Source organism: Dyella sp. 333MFSha (assembly GCF_900102405.1).
Classification (GTDB): domain Bacteria; phylum Pseudomonadota; class Gammaproteobacteria; order Xanthomonadales; family Rhodanobacteraceae; genus Luteibacter; species Luteibacter mycovicinus.
Genome location: NZ_FNBR01000004.1, coordinates 17,609 through 36,958 on the forward strand (window position 1 = coordinate 17,609; position 19,350 = coordinate 36,958).

Genomic DNA, 19,350 nt, shown 5'->3' on the forward strand with positions numbered 1-19,350 from the left:
TGCTCACGGTTCGATAACGATCCAGGCGCGACACTGCCCCTGGGCCACGATGGCCCGGGGGTTTTCACATGGACGTCGTCAACTATCAGACAGATCCGTATGCCTGCCTGACTACCCCTGTAGTCGGGGGCGTGGATACGCCGCCGGAGGGCCTTGACTGGTCCGCCTCGAGCACTGGGTCCTCGGTACTGAGGCTGCCTCTTCCTCTGTCGCGCTGGCGCGACGCCTCGCCCTCACTGGCCCTCTTTTACGGCAGCGATGCGGGCAACGGTGTGTTCGGTCTGGGCTTCCACGTCCCCGTTCCCTCCATTCGACGAGACACCACCGAGGGCGTGCCCCGGTTTGACGATTCGGATGGCTACGTCGGTCCGGATGGCGAGCGCCTGGTCGCCACAGACTCGCGCACCGTCGACCAAATCGGCGGCATCGCGCTGCCGCATATCTGGAAAGCGGTCCGGTATCGACCGCGAGTCGACTCACGGTCGGACCGGATGGAACAGTGGAGTGCCGAAGGAAAGACACCCCTCTGGGTCGTACATGCCGCTGACGGCTCGATAGCCGTCTACGGCCACGACGACACGACAACACTCCGTAAGGCCGCCAGGCCGTCCGACATCGCCGTCTGGTTCCTTTGCGAGAGCGTCACGGCCCGCGGCGAGCATGCGGTCTACAGCTATCGCGCGGAGGACGGCCACGGCGTCGCCGACACTCGCGACACATGTGCCGCCCGATACCTCTCCCACATCCGCTACGGGCATCGGCGAGGCAGCCTCGCGCCATTCGCGTTCGTACCCCCCGTACAGCCGCTGACCTTCTATTTTGAAGCGATTTTCGATTACGGCCAACGCACGCTCGACCCGGACATTGGGCCACCCTATGCCGAGGACCGTCCATGGTCCACACGCCGGGATCCCTTTTGCGATGTCGACTATGGCTTCGAGCATCGCACTCTTCGTCTCTGCCGGCAGCTCCTGATATACCACCGACTGCCCGCCCTCGGCCCCGACCCCGTGCTGGTACGGCGCGTCCTGTTCGAATACGACGAACAGCCGTGGTTGACCCGTATGACTTCGCTGCAAACGCTGGCTTACGGCGCGCAGGGTGACGTCGAACGATCGCCCCGGGTGGATATCGCCTGGACGGATTTCGATTCTGCCGATGCGAGCGCACATCCCCTGGACAGTGCGTCCGGCGTCGACGATGGATACCGCGCAACACTGATCGACCTCTACGGCGACGGCATTCCCGGCATTCTCAACCGCGAGTGCGAGACATGGACCTACCGCGAGCCGGTTCGCGCAACAGGTGGCGAGGATGCCATCACCTACGGCACGCCGGTGGCACTGGCAATCCAGCCATCGATCAGAGGCTTCGATGCGAGTGTTCACCCAAGCCAGGGGGCTGTCTTCGTCGGTGCGCCGCCGGCCGTGCCCGCGCGGCGGATGCTGGCGGACGTGACCGCCGACGGGGCCTTGTCATGGATCGTCGCCGATCCCGCACTGCGCGGCTATTTCACACTGCGCTCCGATCGGACCTGGTCGGCCTTCCAACCGTTCCCATCGATTCCGATGGATTTCCGGCATCACGACGTTCAGTGGGCCGATCTTACCGGTGCGGGGCAGATGGACATGCTTCTGATCTCCAGCCATGCCGTCATCTGGTGGCCGCGGAATCGACATGGGTATGGCCGGGCAAGGAAAGTCGCACACGAGAGCGACGGGCTGCCACTCGCGGCCTCCCCGAATACCTACGTCGGCTTTGCACCGGTCCTTTGCAAAGGGACGGCTCAGCTCGTCCGCGTCAATGAAGATGGCATCGTGGAGTGCTGGCCTGGCCTGGGCTACGGCCATTTCGGGCAAGCCGTCCATGTCGGAACGATCGATCTGCCCGGCGTTGCACTGGAGCGATCACGCCTGCATTTCGCGGACATCGAGGGCAAGGGCGTAGCCGACATCCTCTACTGCGACAGCAAGGCGCTTCTTTGGTATCGCAATCTTTCGGGACACGGTTTTGCACCCGCCATCGCGTACGCGTGGCCCGACGGCCAACGCTACGAGCGCACGTGGACCGTATCGTTCGCGCCTGCGCGCGGCGACGGCATCAGCGCGATCATCTCCCTGCCGCACGTCGGTAACCGCCTCAAGCCACGGCATTGGCGCATGGACTTCTTCCACGTGCCACCCCATCGCATCTGCGGCACCGACAATCATCGGGGGGCGTCCACCGCTGTCACTTACCGGGCGTCGGGACACACCACACTGGATGACAAGGCAGCGGGCAGGTGCGTGACGTCACACCTGCCGTTCCCGTTGCTCACCACAAGCATGATCGAAACGTTCGATGCCACGTTTCAAACCTCGCACCGCATCTCTTTCGAATGGAGGGACGGCTACTACGATCCGATCGATCGCCGCATGCGCGGCTTCGCCTTTCGCCAGGAGCGCCGTGAACAGCGTACCGCGATGCCGGGCCTCACATCCGACGTCCTGACGCGTCGCTGGAACTACGTCGGGAACGCGGATATCGACAGCCGTCGAGATGGCTTCGATGTATCGGATGCTCAAGCCATCGGTGTGGGACCGGACCTCTTCAGCCGCTGGACGGGAAACGGCGACGTGATCATGGATCCTGCGGACCCTTTCCCCGATGGGGATCGATGGCGCTCACTGGCAGGTCTCGAACGACGTTACGAAGTGTTTACCGTAACCGACACCTCGGTGCGGAGCACGCCCCTGAAGGTAGTGGAATGGCGCTATCTCGTCAGGCAACTACGTCAGGAAGACGATGGATCCCCCGCCACCTCGTCGTGCCTGCCGATCGAAATACTGACCTACGACTATGAGGACAGCCCTGTCGACCCCCGTCGCCTGCACAGCTTCGCCCTCGACAACGACGTACACGGCTGCCCTGGCCTCGTTATCGAGATCGCGTGTTCACGACGCAACGCAGCTTCACCGTATAGCCAGCCGGAAAAACAGAGGCTTTGGGAAGACTCACACGACAGGAGCCAGGAGCGTCATCACGTCACCCTTACACGACGAACCTGGTGGCACCTCACCGATCCCGACGCGTACTGCCTCAGGGTGCCATCCGAAACGCGGGTGCATGCCTCGTTCGTCGCAAATGACAACCTGAGCGAACATGACATGCGTTATGAGACGTTCGCGCGGGACCCGACATTCGCGCCCAACGATGACGTCCGGCTGGTCACACTTACCCGGGTAGTTTACGCATCGGATCCGGCGGTACCGCCGGCCTTTCCCCCGCTTCCACGATCGATGCTTATCGCCGGCATGGATGAGGAGGCTCTGGCCGAATGCCGCCTGGTACTGGACCCGACTGCGCTGGACGAACATCTCGCGCGCGGTGGTTGGCGCCCCCTCGTCGCATCACTGCTCGGCGACAACGAGTCATTGCAGGCGACTGAGCACGACCTGTGCGACTACGCTTCAGAGGACGACTGCTTCGCCGTTATCCGCCATGCGGCCTGCGCGACGACAGATGCCGTCACCTTCGTACGCGATGAGGCCGGCTTATTCGTAACGGGCTGGACCTGTCCCGGCGATTTGCACATGGAGGCAAGCTACGACTACCGGGCACTCCTGCCCCGGCGGGTCGTGGACGCGAATGACAACGTGCATGAGACGGCGTTCGATGCATCGGGTCGAGTGCTGGCCACCAGTTTTCACGGTAGCGAGCACGACAGCGGCGGGCGCAGCGTCGAGGTCGGATTTGAATCGCTCGAAGACTGGTCCGTCCCCTTGGACAGACGACCGTCTGCCGCACTCGCCGCGGCGAAAAGCACACTGGGGAACGTCGCGGAAGTGTTCCGTTACGCATCGGAAGCGCCGGCGCATGTCGTGAGACTTACCGCGGACCGTTATCCCGGGGATCCCGCCTCGCAGGTACAACAGACCGTCTGGCACCGGGACGGGCTGGGCCGGGTCGTCTGCACGGCGCAGCGCAGCGCGACGGACACCGCGGCTGACTGGGTGAAGCACACCCGCATACCGGCGCCGGGCTCCGGAGAAGCGCTGCAGATCTGCCGTGCGCACACATCCGCGGATTGGCGCTTCACGGCCGGAAACACCGGACCGGCTACCCACATCGGATACGACGCGCTCGATCGCATCATTCACGTAACCGATGGTGTCGGGCGAATCCGTCGGGTCAGCTATCACGCGTGGTACACCGTTGACGAAGACGAAAACGCCACCGCCGAAAGCGATATGTCGGTGCATCCGGGCTCCCCGTCACTGATCGCCATCGGCACAAACGGGCGGCCGATGAGGGAGTGTCGATATCTTCGCCGCAGCGTCACCGACGCGCCCGTTCTTCAGCTGACGAGGCGTGACGCGGACGCCGCCGGCCGCACCTTGCGTCACTACGACGCCCGCTCGGTGGGGCGCGACGAAGCTGTGCGCCGTGAGTCCGCACATCTCGGCGGCACGCGTTCGTGGAGCGCGGATGCCGGGGAATGGTGGCGGGTTGGCGCCGACACCGGTGATGATCTCTGGATCCGCGACGCTCTGGGCCACGAGCATGTCTTTCTTCGCGACCGGGCAGGCCGTCTCACGGACGTGCACTCGCGCAGCGGCGAAACCGGGGAGGTTCGCCGGGTGATGCGCGTCGATTACACGACGCCCTCCATCGCACGGCGCGAGGCCAATCTGGCGGGTTTTCCCGCCGCCACGTTCGATGCGGGAGGAAGCGAGGTGGTTTCGCGTGCGGCACTCACCGGTGAAGTCCAGGCGACGGAGCGCCGGATCATCGTTAGCGACGAGGCCGACTGGCCCGCAAGCGGAGACGGCGGCCAACTCGAAAGCACCGCCTATCTGACCACGGCGCAGTACGATGCCCTGGGGCAGCCTCTTGCGCTGATCGACGCGCAAGGCAACGCGAGGCAATTCGCGTACGACGTCGCAGGGCGGCTGGCTGCCGCATCCTTCGTCGCCAACGCGGCAGGTGGTGGCGATTACGACGTGGCGACGAGTCTCCGCTACGAAGCCGATGGCCTGCTCGCGTCCCGCGTCGGGCCGGGAGAAATCCTGTGCACACAAGACCACGATGCCAGAGATGGTCGCCTCACGAGAACTCGCGCGGTCATGCCCGACGGCCGGATCGTCGTGGACCGTACGTTTCGTTACGATCCTGCCGGGACGGTGATCCGCATCGACGACGCGAGCGCTCCTTTCGCCGGAAGTGAAACGACTCACCGGTCGTTCCGCTATGACAGCACGGGTCAACTTGTCGAAGCCACCGGCCGCGAGCAGGACGCTGCCGGACGCGGGCCCGATCTCCCACCTCCGCTGACACTGCCTCCCGATGCCGGCGAAACTCTTCCGCGCGCTTACTCGCGAGCCTTCGACTACGACGCCAACGGCAATATCACGAGCATCATGCATTCGGTGGAGGGAGACGAGAGTGCCAGCTATACGCAACACATGACCATCGCCCCCCTTTCCAATCGCTCGGTGCCGGCTGAGCCGGGGCTACGTCCGGAGGATGTCGATGCGCGCTTCGACGGCGCGGGGCATATGCTGGCGCTCGCGCCCACTGGCCCAGCGTTGCTCTGGAACGTGCAGGGCCGTCTCCAGGAGGTCGTCGCACCGACGCCGGAACATTACACCTACGCAGCTGACGGCCGCAGGCTCCGAAAGCGGGAGGGGTCGGCGCGCGTGGTTTACCTGCCGGGTCTGGAGCTGCATTCGGGCGGCGGCAGCACGCGATCGGTGGCTACGATGTATGCGGCTGACAGCGTTGCCCGCTTCGCCTACCGCATCGGCGACGCATCTTCGCTGGAGATGCGATTTCATCTGGAGGCGCATCCCCTGCACGCATCGACCGTGCTCGATCAGGCCGGTGGCGTCACACTCTTCGAGGAATACTATCCCTTCGGCGGAACGTCGATCCATGCAGCACGCACGGCAAACGACGCGCAGCAGGACGACTGCCGGTATTCCGGTGAAACACGGGATTCCACCGGCCTCTACGACTACGGTGCGCGCTATTACATGCCCTGGCAGCACCGGTGGACCAGCCCTGACCCCGCCGGCGATATCGATGGCAGCAACCGCTATCGCATGGTTCGCAATGCGCCGCTCTCCCTCCGTGATGCCGACGGCCGGGTGCCGGTTCCGACGGGGCATGGTCGCGAAAACACCAGGCGGCCGGCGGAAACCCGCCCTGCGCGCGGACGAGTCGGGCGAGTCGGGCGGCCACCGAGGATGCTCAGACAGGTACCCACAGAAAGAGGCGAGCGTAACCCGGTCAGAGGCGTAGCGATCGACGGCACCTCACCCATTCAACAGGTCACCGGCGCCGCGACAATGTCATGGCCAGCAGCGCGGTCCACTTTTTCGTTCCGCAGCTGGAACGCGACTCCGCTGTCCAACATTGAGATGTTGCCATCTGGCGGTCGGCCGAGGATCCTGCACGCCTCGGGCGACGCTGGTATAGACAACTTCGTCATGGTGCAATCGACCGTCACGCGCGCGCCCGTCCCCCCCGAAATCACCGACCCGTCCACGCGCGCAGGCCTGGCCGAGACGAGTGTGCTGACAATCGCTCGATCGAGCGAGGTATTCGGATCCAATCCTCAACTCCAGAGCGGCGATCACTTACGGCTGGACCCTCGGCACAGCTTCCAGGCGTATTTCGTCGCACAGGGCGGCAGCACCGTTATACCCGCTCATCCGGACGGCACCCAGCCACGCGTGCTTCTCACCCCGGATTTCAGTGGCTGCTCACTCGTGGCATGGCAAACCGATGAGAGCACGTACCGGATCTTCCATGTGTCAGGCGGTCACGAATACGAGGAATTCAACCGGCACGTCCAGCCCGACGCGACGGAGCCCCTGCCAGGGTTCGGTGTCGCGGGCATGATGAGCTACGCGCACTATGCTTTCGAAGCAAGGCCCGACTACCGCGGAGGAGGTCGCCTCGCCCGGAACAATCTGGGCACGGAATATATTTCAGGCTTTGCGTTCATGGAATATACGGATCGCTGGCGCATCCACTACCAGCAGCATATGACCATGACGCGCGTGCCGCACCCGCATATTCGAGGACACATCGCCACCATCGGCAACACTAACCTGCGTGCAGCGAGAGAGGTCGAGCTACACGATCCCCGTGGCCGTCCGCCGACACCGACGGGGTCGGACGTCGATCCCATGTCTCCCAGCCTGATCATCGCGTCGACTCCGGCATCGAGGTATTCGCTTCGCAGTTCCCGATCGTCGCTGGGATCGATCGGCAGCGGCGGGAGCCCGATGTCACCGACGGACTCTGCCCGAACACGTCGAAGTTCATCACGCTTGTCATCCGCCAGCTCTGTATGGATGGCACCGGGCGATTCATGAGGAGCACGACATGACCCAGGGATGGGGAGTAGTGCGAGACCAGCCGCTTGGCGGCCCCATTGTCGAACCGCCTGTCGTGCTCGATTGGGCGGGCCCGGATAACAGCGGAACCGCAAGCATGACGCTGCCGCTGCCCGTCACCGATGCCCGAGGCGCGCCGGGCCTGTCCCTTGTCTATGGGGGCAGCCGGAGAAATGGCCTGTTCGGCGTGGGCTGGAACCTGGCGCTTTCGTGTTTCCGTATCGACCCCTCACACGGGTTGCCTCGCTTCGACGGATCCGACATTTGTCTTGGTCCCGACAACGAGCCGCTGTGTCCGGCCGGCATTCGCACGACCGGAACATTCAGGGGTCAGCCCCTGCCGACGACCTACACGGTGCGTCGCTACGTACCTCGCGTTGATCGAAGCCTCTGCCGGTTCGAACGCTGGTCGAGCGGCGACGACCCCGGTTTCTGGCTGCTGTTCGAGCCCGATGGCAGCGTCCATGTCTACGGCAAGCGGCCCGATGCGCGACTTTGCGACCCTGCCGCGCCCGATCACGTAGCCGAGTGGCACATTCAGGAATCACTCACGGCGGTCGGTGCGCGTGCCACGTATGAATATGCGCCTGAAGACGGCTACGGCGTACCTGAGGACGACCGGGACCGCCATGCTGCCCGCTACCTTTCCCGCGTCCGTTACGGCAACCCGTCGGGAAGCGAGACGCTTCTTGCGTGGCGTGAAACCGGACCATCCGTGGAGCCGTCCTTCTTTGAACTGCTGTTCGACTATGGATCGAGATCCTTCGACGAAGCCTCGGTCCCATCGTACGAGGCGACGAAGCCGTGGCCCGTGCGCGACGACCCGGTCAGCGATACGACCTATGGCTTCGAGTGCCGGACGCATCGCCTCTGTCGTCAGGTGTTGATGTTTCACCATATCCCCGAGCTGGGCCCCGACCCCGTGCTCGTGCGGCGACTGCTGCTGACGTACGACGTATCGAAGCGTTTCTCGCTGCTCGTGCGATGTGGATGGACAGCGTACGCCAGGGGAGCCGCGCCTCAGTCGATCCCACCGGTCACGTTCAGCTGGACCGACTTCGATCCTGCACAGGGCTGCGTAGGCAACGTGGTTCTGCCGCCGATGGCGAGCGCGGACGGCATGGCATACGTCGATATGGAGGGTGGCGGTATCCCTGGCCTCCTCTGGCGGGCGACGACCGGATGGATTTACAGCGCTGCTCGCCGGCAGGCGGGTAGCGACGACGGCGTGGCGTACGACGCACCGAAGCCCCTCACCGTCCCGTCGACCAACCGCCCAGGCACCTCCGGCATCCGGTTTCACGGAGCCAGCCCCTGGCAGTTCGTCGACAGGGAGGATCCGCGATATCCCGCGTGGGGCCTGAACTTCGGACCGGTCGTCGGCCGCTACGCGCTGACCAGCGGCGTACGTTGGTCGCCCTTTCAGCCCGCCCAGGCTTCACATACGGAGGTCCGGGGGCATCAGGGGCACTGGGTGGACATCGATCGCAGCGGATACGCTGCCCTCGTTACGCTTCAACGGCACGGCGTCTGCGTGTATCCCGACGCCGCGAGTCCCCGGCCGGGACGAGCCCGGTTCGTAGCCCATGGCGAAGACGCGCTTCCGCTGGACGGCGATCCCACGACATGGCTCGGCCTGCGCAGCGTCCTCGCCGTCGGATCGAACGATGTGCTGACCGTCTCGTCGGGGGGTGAACTCACCGTATGGGCCGACAGGGGAGCCGGTCGATTCGCTCGCGCCCTGTCACTGGGGCAGATAGACGTAGGCGAGCGACTGGATCCGGATCGGTTGTTCGTCGTCGATATCGACGGGGACGGCCTTGTCGACATGCTGTATGCGGGTCGGTCGTCGCTACTGATCTTTCTCAACCGCTCGGGGCACGGCTTCGACGCTGCCATCGCTCGTTCGTGGCCGGACGGACGACGCCTGGATCCGCGCTGGCGCTTTCACGTCGGGGACATTCACGGTCGTGGCAATACGACGCTCATCGTCGACCAGGGCGCTTCGCGACACACCTCCGCGCATTGGGCGATACAGCTGGGCGAGCCACATGCCTTGCGCATCCATGCGACTGACAATCATCGTGGCAGCCGAACCCGCATCGCCTGGCGTCAGGCCGCGCAGGAGTGGCTCGACGCGCCGCATTCGCCCGATACCGCCAACGACGCCCCGCCGCCAGGAATGACCGTCGCCAAACGCATTACGCGCATCGACGACATCGCAGGAAGCGAGGCGTGGCGCGAGATGTCCTACCGGCATTGGCACTATGACGCTGGTGAAGCCCGGCAACGTGGATTCCAGCAGGTCGAAACGACAGTCGACGCAACGGTGCGCGACGGCGAACTGCCCGCGCGGCGCCAGTGCGCATGGTTCGCCGTGGGCGATGCGGCCGTCGATGAAGCGGCCATCGTCAACGTCGGCACAAGGACCACCCGGTGGCTGGCCGATAGCGACCGCGATGAAATACTGGCACCCGACCATCCAGCCCGTACCACGATGCAGCGTGCACTGGCCGGTTCGCTTCTGCGGACGGACACCTACGTCATGGATGGACCGTCATTTCGACTGGATTCGCGGCGGGCGTTCCGCTACCTCATACGCGTTACCGACGCCGACGCCGCCGACGGATCGGAAGGCAGCGCGAACGTCGGATCGATGGCTGTCATCCTCCTCGAACATGTCGATGAGAGCTTCGGCGATTCGCCTGCCGATCCGCGAAGGATGCAAGCGATCTTTCTGAATCACGATGCCTTCGGCTTCCCGCGTCGCTCGATAGCGATCGGCTGCGCCCGCGCCGATGGCGTCGCGCCCGACGATCCGGACGATGCGGCCTTTTGGCACGCCTCGCGAGATGAGCAACAGGCACACCATGCGGTGGACGAATCGCTCGACATGCGATGGCACCTGACGGGAAACGACATATGGTGCCTGAACATTCCCGGCGAGCACCGGTCGCAGCATTATGTCCTCGCCCGCGACGAACTTTCCTGCCAGGACATGCACGCCGAGTGGTTCGAAGCACCGGATCATGCGGAAACGGGATCGCCGCGGCGGCTGTTGTCACTCTCGTGCGCGCATTACGACGACTACGCTCACATCACCGAACCTCGCTTTCCACCGCTGCTTGCCTCCGCGACGCGCGCCGCCATGGAGACCGCGGCACTTGATGAGTTCGGGCAGGTTCTTTCCCTGGAGACACGTGATGCGATTCTGCAGGAAGGAGGATATGTACCGATGCACAGTCGGCTTCTTTCCGAGGGTGAATCCCTGCTGGCCTTTGTCACGTCCCGGACCGAATACGACGGCATCGAGCACTTCCACCGCGTCCTCCGGACGTCGCCAGGGCTCAGCGCAGGGTGGACGCAATACGACTACGACGCGCACGATCTCTTTGCGGTGGGCGAAACGGATGCGCTCGGCTGGCACGCTTCGGTCGAGATCGATTATCGCCGCATGCGCCCCTGGAAATCCGTCGATGCCAATGGCATCACCCGGAGTGTCGTGATGGACGCCTTCGGCGCGGTACGCGCCGACAGCATTCAGGGCAAGGAACGCGATGGGGCCGATGGCATCGTCGAACGTTCATTTGCTGCCATATCGCTCGATGACGCACCGCGGACGATGGACAGCGAAGCCTGCCTTGCCGACCCCGCCGCCGCGCTGGGTGGCATGGCGAACGTGTGGGTCGTGGACGACTCCGCATGGGACCGGCAAGAAACTATGCGCAGCCCGGTACCTATCGTGCACCTGATGGCTGACCGTTATCCCGCCGACCCCGACCAGCAAATTCTTCGCAAGGTGACGCATATCGACGGTCAGGGACGCATTCTGCAGGTAGCGGCCGCTACCGAGGCGATCGACGGTGCATCGTGGTGTATCACATCAACCGCATCGTGGCATCCCGATGGCGCGTTGCTCCGCATGTGGCGTCCCTGCGCCGCGGCAGACTGGCGCTTTTCCGCGCCGTCAGCGGGCCGGTCATTCGACAGGTACGTCTGGGATGGCCGGGGCCGACTGACGGAAACGATTACCGCTGCGAACACGTGCCACAGGACGCACTATCGCAACTGGTACCTGACAGAGGACGATGCCAACCGGACAGCCTCCGCAGGGGACACTCCCGCACTGGTGCCCTCGACACCCTGGATGCTGGCCGTGGCACCGGGCGGCGGCCTCATCCGCCGAGGGCGCTATCTCCGGGACGAAAGCACCGGAACATCCACTTTGCTGATGGATCGCGCCATCGTAGACGACAGCGGGCGGATCGCATCGGTGTGCGATGCCCGTTCCATGCCGGATGGCACGCCCGTCAGAATCTATCCGACGCGGCTCGGTGGCGGACGAAGCTGGAGCGCAGACGCGGGGGAGACCTGGCGCCTGCATGGCGACTGCGGGCAGATGCTCTGGCAGCGGGATGCGCGCGCGATATCGTACCGGACGACTTACGACAGTGGGCTCCGTCCCATCCGATGCGCGACAGGGGATGCCGCCCAGGGACGTGTCGTCGCCCGCGTCTTCTACACGACACCGGCGACATCGCGGGAAGGCGATAACCTCGCCATGGCGGCACAGCGCGTGTATCAGACGGCGGGGCGTGAGGACACCGAGCATGTGTCCCTGCAGGGAGTAGCAACCCGACAGACGTCGCGGCTTATCGCCGCCGACATCGTGGACTGGCGTGACGGTGGCAACTGGGACGCCCTGCTGGAACCGGAGGTGTCGACGGTATCGACCGAGGTCGATGCCCTGGGCTCGGTCACGGCGATTACCGATGCGTCCGGCCATTGCCGATCCTATCGGTACGGTCTCGACGGGAGGCTCACGACGGCGACCCTGCGGTGCTCGACGGGACCCGAGCAGCCCATCATTTCGTCGATCATCCGCGATGCATGGGGCAGAATGGTAAGTGCTCGCCTGGGAGCGGACATGACGAAGTCATGGGCCTATGATGAGGTGTCCGGCGAATTGCTTTCGACGAGGACCGAGCGTGAAGCGGGAATCGTCGTCCATCAACGTCAGCGTGTCGTCGACCGGGTCGGCAATGTGCTTGCCTGCTCCAGCACACTGGGAGAGACGACCTTCGCCTACGACAGCCTGTATCGGCTGAGCCGCGCCACAGGTGACGCACACCCACTCGCCGTTAATGACGGCACGCTGCCGCCGCTGGGCACCTCAGGAGACCTGACGGACGGCCGCCCTTACGAACGCACGTACACCTACGACGCCAATGACAATCTCGTCGTTGTGCGACATACCGCGCAAGGGGCCAGCAGCGACGTGCTTCGCATGACGATCGCGAGGGTTTCGAACCGTGCCGTGGTGGACACGCTGACCGTCGATCCCGATCTCGTCGACATGTACTTCGACGAGGCCGGGCACCAGCAAGTCTCCGGTAGCGACGGCCTCACGCTGACCTGGAATGACGAAGGGCGTCTTCACACGGCCGACGCCGCGGATGCACGCAACCGACATGAAGTGCACCTCTATGGCGGTAACGGCAGACGACGACGGACACGATGGTCACAGGGGGACGCTTCAGGGGAAATCAGACGCGACGGCGCACTCGAACGGCGACGTGGAAGTGGCGCGTCACGAGATATCGTCGACTGCTCGGTCGGTTCGATCGGTATCCACGCGATAGCGACACCGACGGGCGCGGCGATAAGCTGGGAACTGGATGACGAGCAGCTTGCCGAATCATTCATCGTCGACACGCACGGCACGCTGATTACGGCAGAACGCTACTACCCGTATGGAACCACCGCACAACGGTGGGCCGCCAGCAAAGAAGACGACGACCTCAAGCCACGACGTTACGCGGGCAATCCACGCGACGATACGGGTCTCTACGACTATGGCGCGCGCTCCCTCCTGCCCTGGCTCGGACGCTGGGCAAGTTCCGACCCCGCCGGCGACACCGGCGGTATGAATCGCTACACGCTGGTGCGCGGAAATCCTTCGACCCATACCGATCTCGACGGCATGGCTGGCGATGACGAACCCATGGATGTGGGTCCAGCGTCGGGCGTCATTCCCCTGTTCGAACCGGTCATGAGCGATGCATCAAGAACGCTGCGGGACGACGCCGAGCAGAAAATCAACGCGCGTCCCGACGTGCGTGCCGCATATGAGGCGTTTTTGACCGCGTCAACCGGGTTCGTCAGCCCGTTCACCTCGAAGGGAGGGCGGAAAGCGCTCAGTGGTCACGTCGCTTTGTCCGGATACTACATTCCCGGGGGACAGGCAGAGTTGCCCAGCAAGTCACCCATCAAAAACCAGGTGGCGCCCAGTTCGCATTCGGGCAAACCATACACGTTCACCGTTCCGGCGATGGAACAGCCGCACCCGAGAAAGGCGGGCACAACCGTAGGCTACGGAGCGGGCTTCGGCCGCACCGGGTACGTCAATCTCCAGGCGCCCGTTTATTACAGGAACACCGCCTCGGCATTTCCCGGTTTGTCGCCGCTGATCCATGGCAGCGTCGAGAACGGATATACGCGGTTCGATCCCGAACACCAGACAAACCCGAATGTGGACATTTCGCTGGCTCGCCAGTTTTACGTCTCGGATCCGGAAGCGCTGAAGCGTGGCGTAGACGGCCGGGCAGCGGAAGCGCCGTCGATAAAGCCCTACGGCGATACGCCTCGCCCCGCCACGCCGCCCAGGATGCACGAGGACTTCGCTCAGCATATGGACAGACATCTTGCAGTACATGCGATACAACAGTCGGGAGACGTGACCTACGTACGGCCACTGATGAAACAGGATGGCGTGCCGGGAGCCCATGCGGAAACTCTCGCACACAGCGCTGCTCTGGCAGCGCTGGATGAAGCGGGTGGAGACGCCGACCACATCGTCCTCTTCACCAGTCAGCTCAGCAAAGTCAGCGAGCGGCTCAGCGGCCTCGACAAGCTGACTCCCGACGAACGTACGGCGCGCATCCGGTCCGCCATCGACGAGAACAAATTTGTCGCCTGCTACAACTGCGACGGGCTGCTGAGCGGCGACATGACTGCGGGTCCCGGCGCGATCATCCACACCGGGCGCATTTCGTCGGCAGCGGACGCGCCCCATACGGCGCCCCTGCGCGCACCCCAGGACGATTTCATGGCGGTTCGCACGCCGAGCAACAGCTCGCGAAGCAGCTTCAGCAGCCAGGGGAGTCTGAGCAGCGCGTCGTCGTGGCAGGGAAGTCAAGCTTCCTTGCATGATTCCCCGGGTTCGTTCTCGGATACCAGCCCGCGCAAGCTGTCTCACACAGGATCACGTCAGGGGCTGGATGTATTCACCAGCGCGGATCTTCCATTAGGTCGCGGTGCCGGCGGCACACCACCCGCATCAGGGTGGGATCTGACACCGCCTCGTCCATCATCCGCACAGCAGGCGCCTGGCCGGCCGACGAAGCCGGTACGCCCGTCGTCCCCCCGATCCGCCGCGAGAAAGCTGGACTTCGGACCGACATGACGTGGCGCAGCGCACAACACCTTCCGCCACCTCCCCTGCCTATACTCGGCCCGGGCCCTTGGCGGGCTCCTACAATTCGGGGAGGCTTCGATGCTGCAGCAGTACGGTTTATGGATCGCGCTGGCATGTGCGGTCGTTGCGATTCTGTATGGCGCATTTTCGGTCAGCTGGGTTCTGGCCAGATCGCCGGGCAACGAACGAATGCAGGAGATCGCCGCGGCGATCCAGGAAGGCGCCCGCGCCTACCTCAACCGCCAGTACGCCACCATCGGTGTCGTCGGCATCGTCCTTTTCCTGCTCATCGGCATCTTCCTCGACTGGGGAACCGCGATCGGCTTCGCGTTGGGGGCGCTTCTCTCGGGGGCGACCGGTTATATCGGCATGAACGTGTCCGTTCGGGCCAACGTGCGAACCGCCGAGGCCGCCAGAAGCGGCCTTTCTTCCGCCCTCGCAGTGGCTTTCCGGGGCGGCGCGGTCACCGGCATGCTGGTGGTGGGCCTCGGCCTGCTCGGGGTCGCTGGCTACTACGGCGTATTGCTGCACATGGGCTACGAGCGCACGCATGCGCTGCACGCCCTCGTCGGCTTCGCTTTCGGGTCGTCGCTGATCTCGATCTTCGCGCGTCTGGGCGGCGGCATCTTCACCAAGGGTGCCGACGTGGGCGCGGACCTGGTCGGCAAGGTCGAGGCCGGCATTCCCGAGGACGATCCGCGCAATCCCGCGGTCATCGCGGACAACGTCGGTGACAACGTCGGCGACTGCGCCGGCATGGCCGCCGATCTGTTCGAAACCTATGCGGTCACGCTGATCGCCACGATGCTGCTGGGCGGCGTCATGGCCACGGAGGTCGGACCATCGGGCGTGCTGTATCCGCTGGTGCTCGGCGGTGCGTCGATCGTCGCCTCGGTGATCGGCACGTTCTTTGTCAAGACACGCGGCGGCAAGATCATGAATGCGCTGTATGCCGGCGTGTTCGTCTCGGCGCTGCTTGCGGCCATCGCATTCTGGCCGATCACGCAATCGCTGATGGCCGACTCCTCCTACGGTGCCAACCGGATCTTCGGCTGCGCCGTCATCGGGCTGGTGCTGACGGGCGCGATGGTCGTGATCACCGAGTACTACACGGCGACCGAATATCGCCCCGTGCGTCACGTGGCACAGTCGTCGACTACCGGCCATGCGACCAACATCATCGCCGGTCTGGGTGTGTCGATGAAATCGACGGCCTTGCCCGTGCTGGCGGTATGTGCGGCGATCTGGGGAGCGCACACGCTCGCGGGTCTGTACGGCATCGCCATCGCGGCCACCGCGATGCTGAGCATGACCGGCATGATCGTGGCGCTGGATGCCTATGGCCCGATCACCGATAACGCCGGCGGCATCGCCGAGATGGCCGAACTGCCCGCCGAAGTACGCGGTGTCACCGACCCGCTGGACGCCGTGGGCAACACGACCAAGGCGGTGACCAAGGGGTACGCGATCGGCTCGGCCGGCCTCGCCGCGCTGGTGCTGTTCGCCGACTACACGCACAACCTCAACCTGCACTTCGGCGGCACGGAGGTGCGTTTCGACCTGTCCAACCACTACGTCATCATCGGTCTGCTGATCGGCGGCCTGATCCCTTACCTGTTCGCCGCGATGGCGATGGAGGCCGTGGGCCGGGCGGCGGGAGCGGTAGTCGAAGAAGTGCGGCGGCAGTTCCGCGAGATCGCCGGGATCATGGAAGGTACGACGCGCCCCGATTATTCGCGGGCGGTGGACATGCTGACCCGTTCGGCCATCCGCGAGATGCTGGTGCCGTCACTGTTGCCGGTACTGGTGCCGGTGGTGGTGATTTTCGGCTTCAAGTGGCTGGGCGGTCCCGAAGCCGGCGCGCAGGCACTGGGTGGTGTGCTGATCGGCACCATCGTGACCGGCCTGTTCGTCGCGATCTCGATGACGACGGGCGGCGGCGCCTGGGATAACGCGAAGAAGTACATCGAGGACGGGCACTTCGGGGGTAAGGGCTCCGATGCGCATAAGGCGGCGGTCACGGGAGATACCGTGGGCGATCCGTACAAGGACACGGCCGGACCGGCGGTGAATCCGCTGATCAAGATCATCAATATCGTGGCTCTGTTGTTGATTCCCCTGTTGTAGGGCTTCCGGGCGAGGAGCATCGCCAGCAGGGCTGGCTCCTACCCGAGCAGGGATACCCAGCTCGCGTGGGGGCCAGAGCCAGGGGTACCCAGCTCCGGGGGGGAGCCAGCCATGCTGGCGAAAGCCCGGCGGCCTCAGCGTCGGACTGGCACCCGCTAGCCCACAAGTCATGCCCCGGACCCCGCCTTCCGTAAGCTAATGTCAGGGAACCGCTAGCAAACGGACCCGACCCCATGCACCGACGCTGGATTGCGCTGGCCATCGCCCTTACTTTCAGTGGCATGACCCACGCCCACGACACTCCCAAGACTTCCTCCGCCGCCGCCACTCAGGCCGCCGGCGACGACGAAAACCTCTGGCTCGACGACATCGACGGCGCGAAGCCGCTCGCATGGGTCAGGCAGGAAAACGCGAAGACCGTCAGCCGCTACGCGGAAGGCGCGGACTTCAAGACGCTGGAGGCACGCATCCTCGAGGTGCTGGACTCCGATGCGAAGATCCCGATGGTCAGCAAGATCGGCGATCATTTCTACAATTTCTGGCGCGACAAGCAGCATCCCAAGGGCCTCTGGCGCCGCACCACCCTGGCGGAATACCGCAAGGACAAGCCGGCCTGGGAGACCGTGATCGATCTGGACGCCTTGTCGGCGGCCGAGAAGGAAAACTGGGTCTGGCACGGCGCGCAATGCCTGCGTCCGGCGAACCGCCGCTGCCTGGTGTCGCTGTCGCGCGGCGGTGCCGATGCCGACGTCGTCCGCGAATTCGACCTTTCGACCCGGACGTTCATCAAGGACGGCTTCACCCTGCCGGAGGCGAAAACACTGGTCAGCTGGGTCGACGACGACCATCTCTTCGTCGCCACGGACTTCGGCCCCGGCTCCATGACCGAATCCAGCTACCCGCGCATCGTGAAGGAATGGAAGCGCGGCACCCCGCTGTCGTCGGCAACGGTGGTTTACGAGGGCACGCCCAAGGACATGTCCATCTCGGCGTACCGCGACCAGACGCCGGGATTCCAGCGCGATTTCGTACAGCGCTCGCTCGAGTTCTACAACTCGGAAGTGTTCCTGCGCGGCAAGGACGGCAAGCTGAGCAAGATCGATGTGCCGAACGACGCCGAAACCGACATCGAACGCGAATGGCTGCTGATCGAGTTGCGTACGGCGTGGACGGTCGGAGGGAAAACGTACCCGTCCGGTGCGCTGCTCGCGGCGAAGTTCGATGACTTCATGGCCGGCAAGCGCGACCTCACCGTGCTGTTCACCCCCGATGAGCACAGCTCGCTGGCCGGCCACTCGTGGACGCGCCATCACCTGATCCTCAATGTGATGCGTGACGTGGTCAGCCAGATCCAGGTGCTGACGCCGGCCGACAAGGGCCCGTGGAAGAGCGAACCCCTGGGCGGAGCACCGGCGCTGAGCACGGTGCAGGCTGGCGGCATCGATGCGGATGAGAGCGACGAGTACTTCCTCACCGTGTCGGGCTATACCCAGCCCACGACGCTCTATTACGGCGTGATCGGTCAGGGCGAAGGCCAGGCGATCAAGCACAGCCCGGCCTTCTTCGACGGCTCGAAGTTCACCGTGAGCCAGCACTTCGCCACCTCGAAGGACGGCACGAAGGTGCCCTACTTCGAGATCGCGCCGAACGGGATGAAGGCCGACGGGAGCAACCCGACGCTGGTCTACGGTTACGGCGGTTTCGAGATTTCGCTGCAGCCGATGTACTCGGGCGGCGTCGGCCGCGCCTGGCTGGAAAAGGGTGGCGTCTACGTCGTGGCCAATATCCGTGGCGGCGGCGAATACGGCCCACGCTGGCATCAGGCGGCCGTCAAGGCCAATCGTCCCCGCGCCTATGAGGATTTCGCGGCGGTCTCGCAGGACCTGATCGACCGCAAGATCACCAGCCCGAAGCATCTGGGCATGATGGGCGGCAGCAACGGCGGCCTCCTGGCCGGCAATATGCTGACCCGTTACCCCCAGCTGTACGGCGCGGTGGTCAGCCAGGTCGCCCTGCTCGACATGAGGCGCTATACGCATATGTCGGCCGGCGCCTCGTGGATGGCGGAATACGGCGACCCGGACAAGCCGGAGGAGTGGAAGTACATCCAGACCTTCTCGCCGTACCACAACCTGCACAAGGGCACGCATTACCCGGCGGTGCTGTTCACCACGTCCACCCGCGACGACCGCGTGGGCCCCGTGCATGCCCGCAAGATGGCGGCCCGCATGCAGGCGATGGGTTTCGACGCGGCTTTGTACGAGAACCTCGAGGGTGGACACGGCGCGGCGGCGGACAACAAGCAGTCGGCCTTCATGAACGCACTGAGCTATACGTACCTCTGGGACCACCTGAAATAGG

4 protein-coding genes are annotated in these 19,350 nt (G+C 64.5%); all 4 read left to right on the forward strand.

The window, feature by feature from the left end; translation table 11 throughout:
• Positions 1-68: 68 nt before the first annotated feature.
• A complete protein-coding gene (locus BLT40_RS15155) occupies positions 69-7,364 on the forward strand; it encodes a SpvB/TcaC N-terminal domain-containing protein (protein ID WP_090354659.1) in 7,296 nt (2,431 codons plus the stop codon).
• 10 nt (positions 7,365-7,374) lie between these two features.
• Positions 7,375-14,850 carry a SpvB/TcaC N-terminal domain-containing protein gene (locus BLT40_RS15160; protein ID WP_090354662.1) on the forward strand — a complete coding sequence of 2,492 codons (7,476 nt, stop codon included), beginning with the start codon at positions 7,375-7,377 and terminating at the stop codon, positions 14,848-14,850.
• Between the two features lie 90 nt (positions 14,851-14,940).
• On the forward strand, positions 14,941-16,989 hold the full coding sequence (locus BLT40_RS15165; protein WP_079520571.1) for a sodium-translocating pyrophosphatase: 2,049 nt from the start codon (positions 14,941-14,943) through the stop codon (positions 16,987-16,989).
• Positions 16,990-17,222: 233 nt separating this feature from the next.
• Positions 17,223-19,349 carry a prolyl oligopeptidase family serine peptidase gene (locus BLT40_RS15170; protein ID WP_090354664.1) on the forward strand — a complete coding sequence of 709 codons (2,127 nt, stop codon included), beginning with the start codon at positions 17,223-17,225 and terminating at the stop codon, positions 19,347-19,349.
• The last annotated feature ends 1 nt before the right edge of the window (position 19,350 follow it).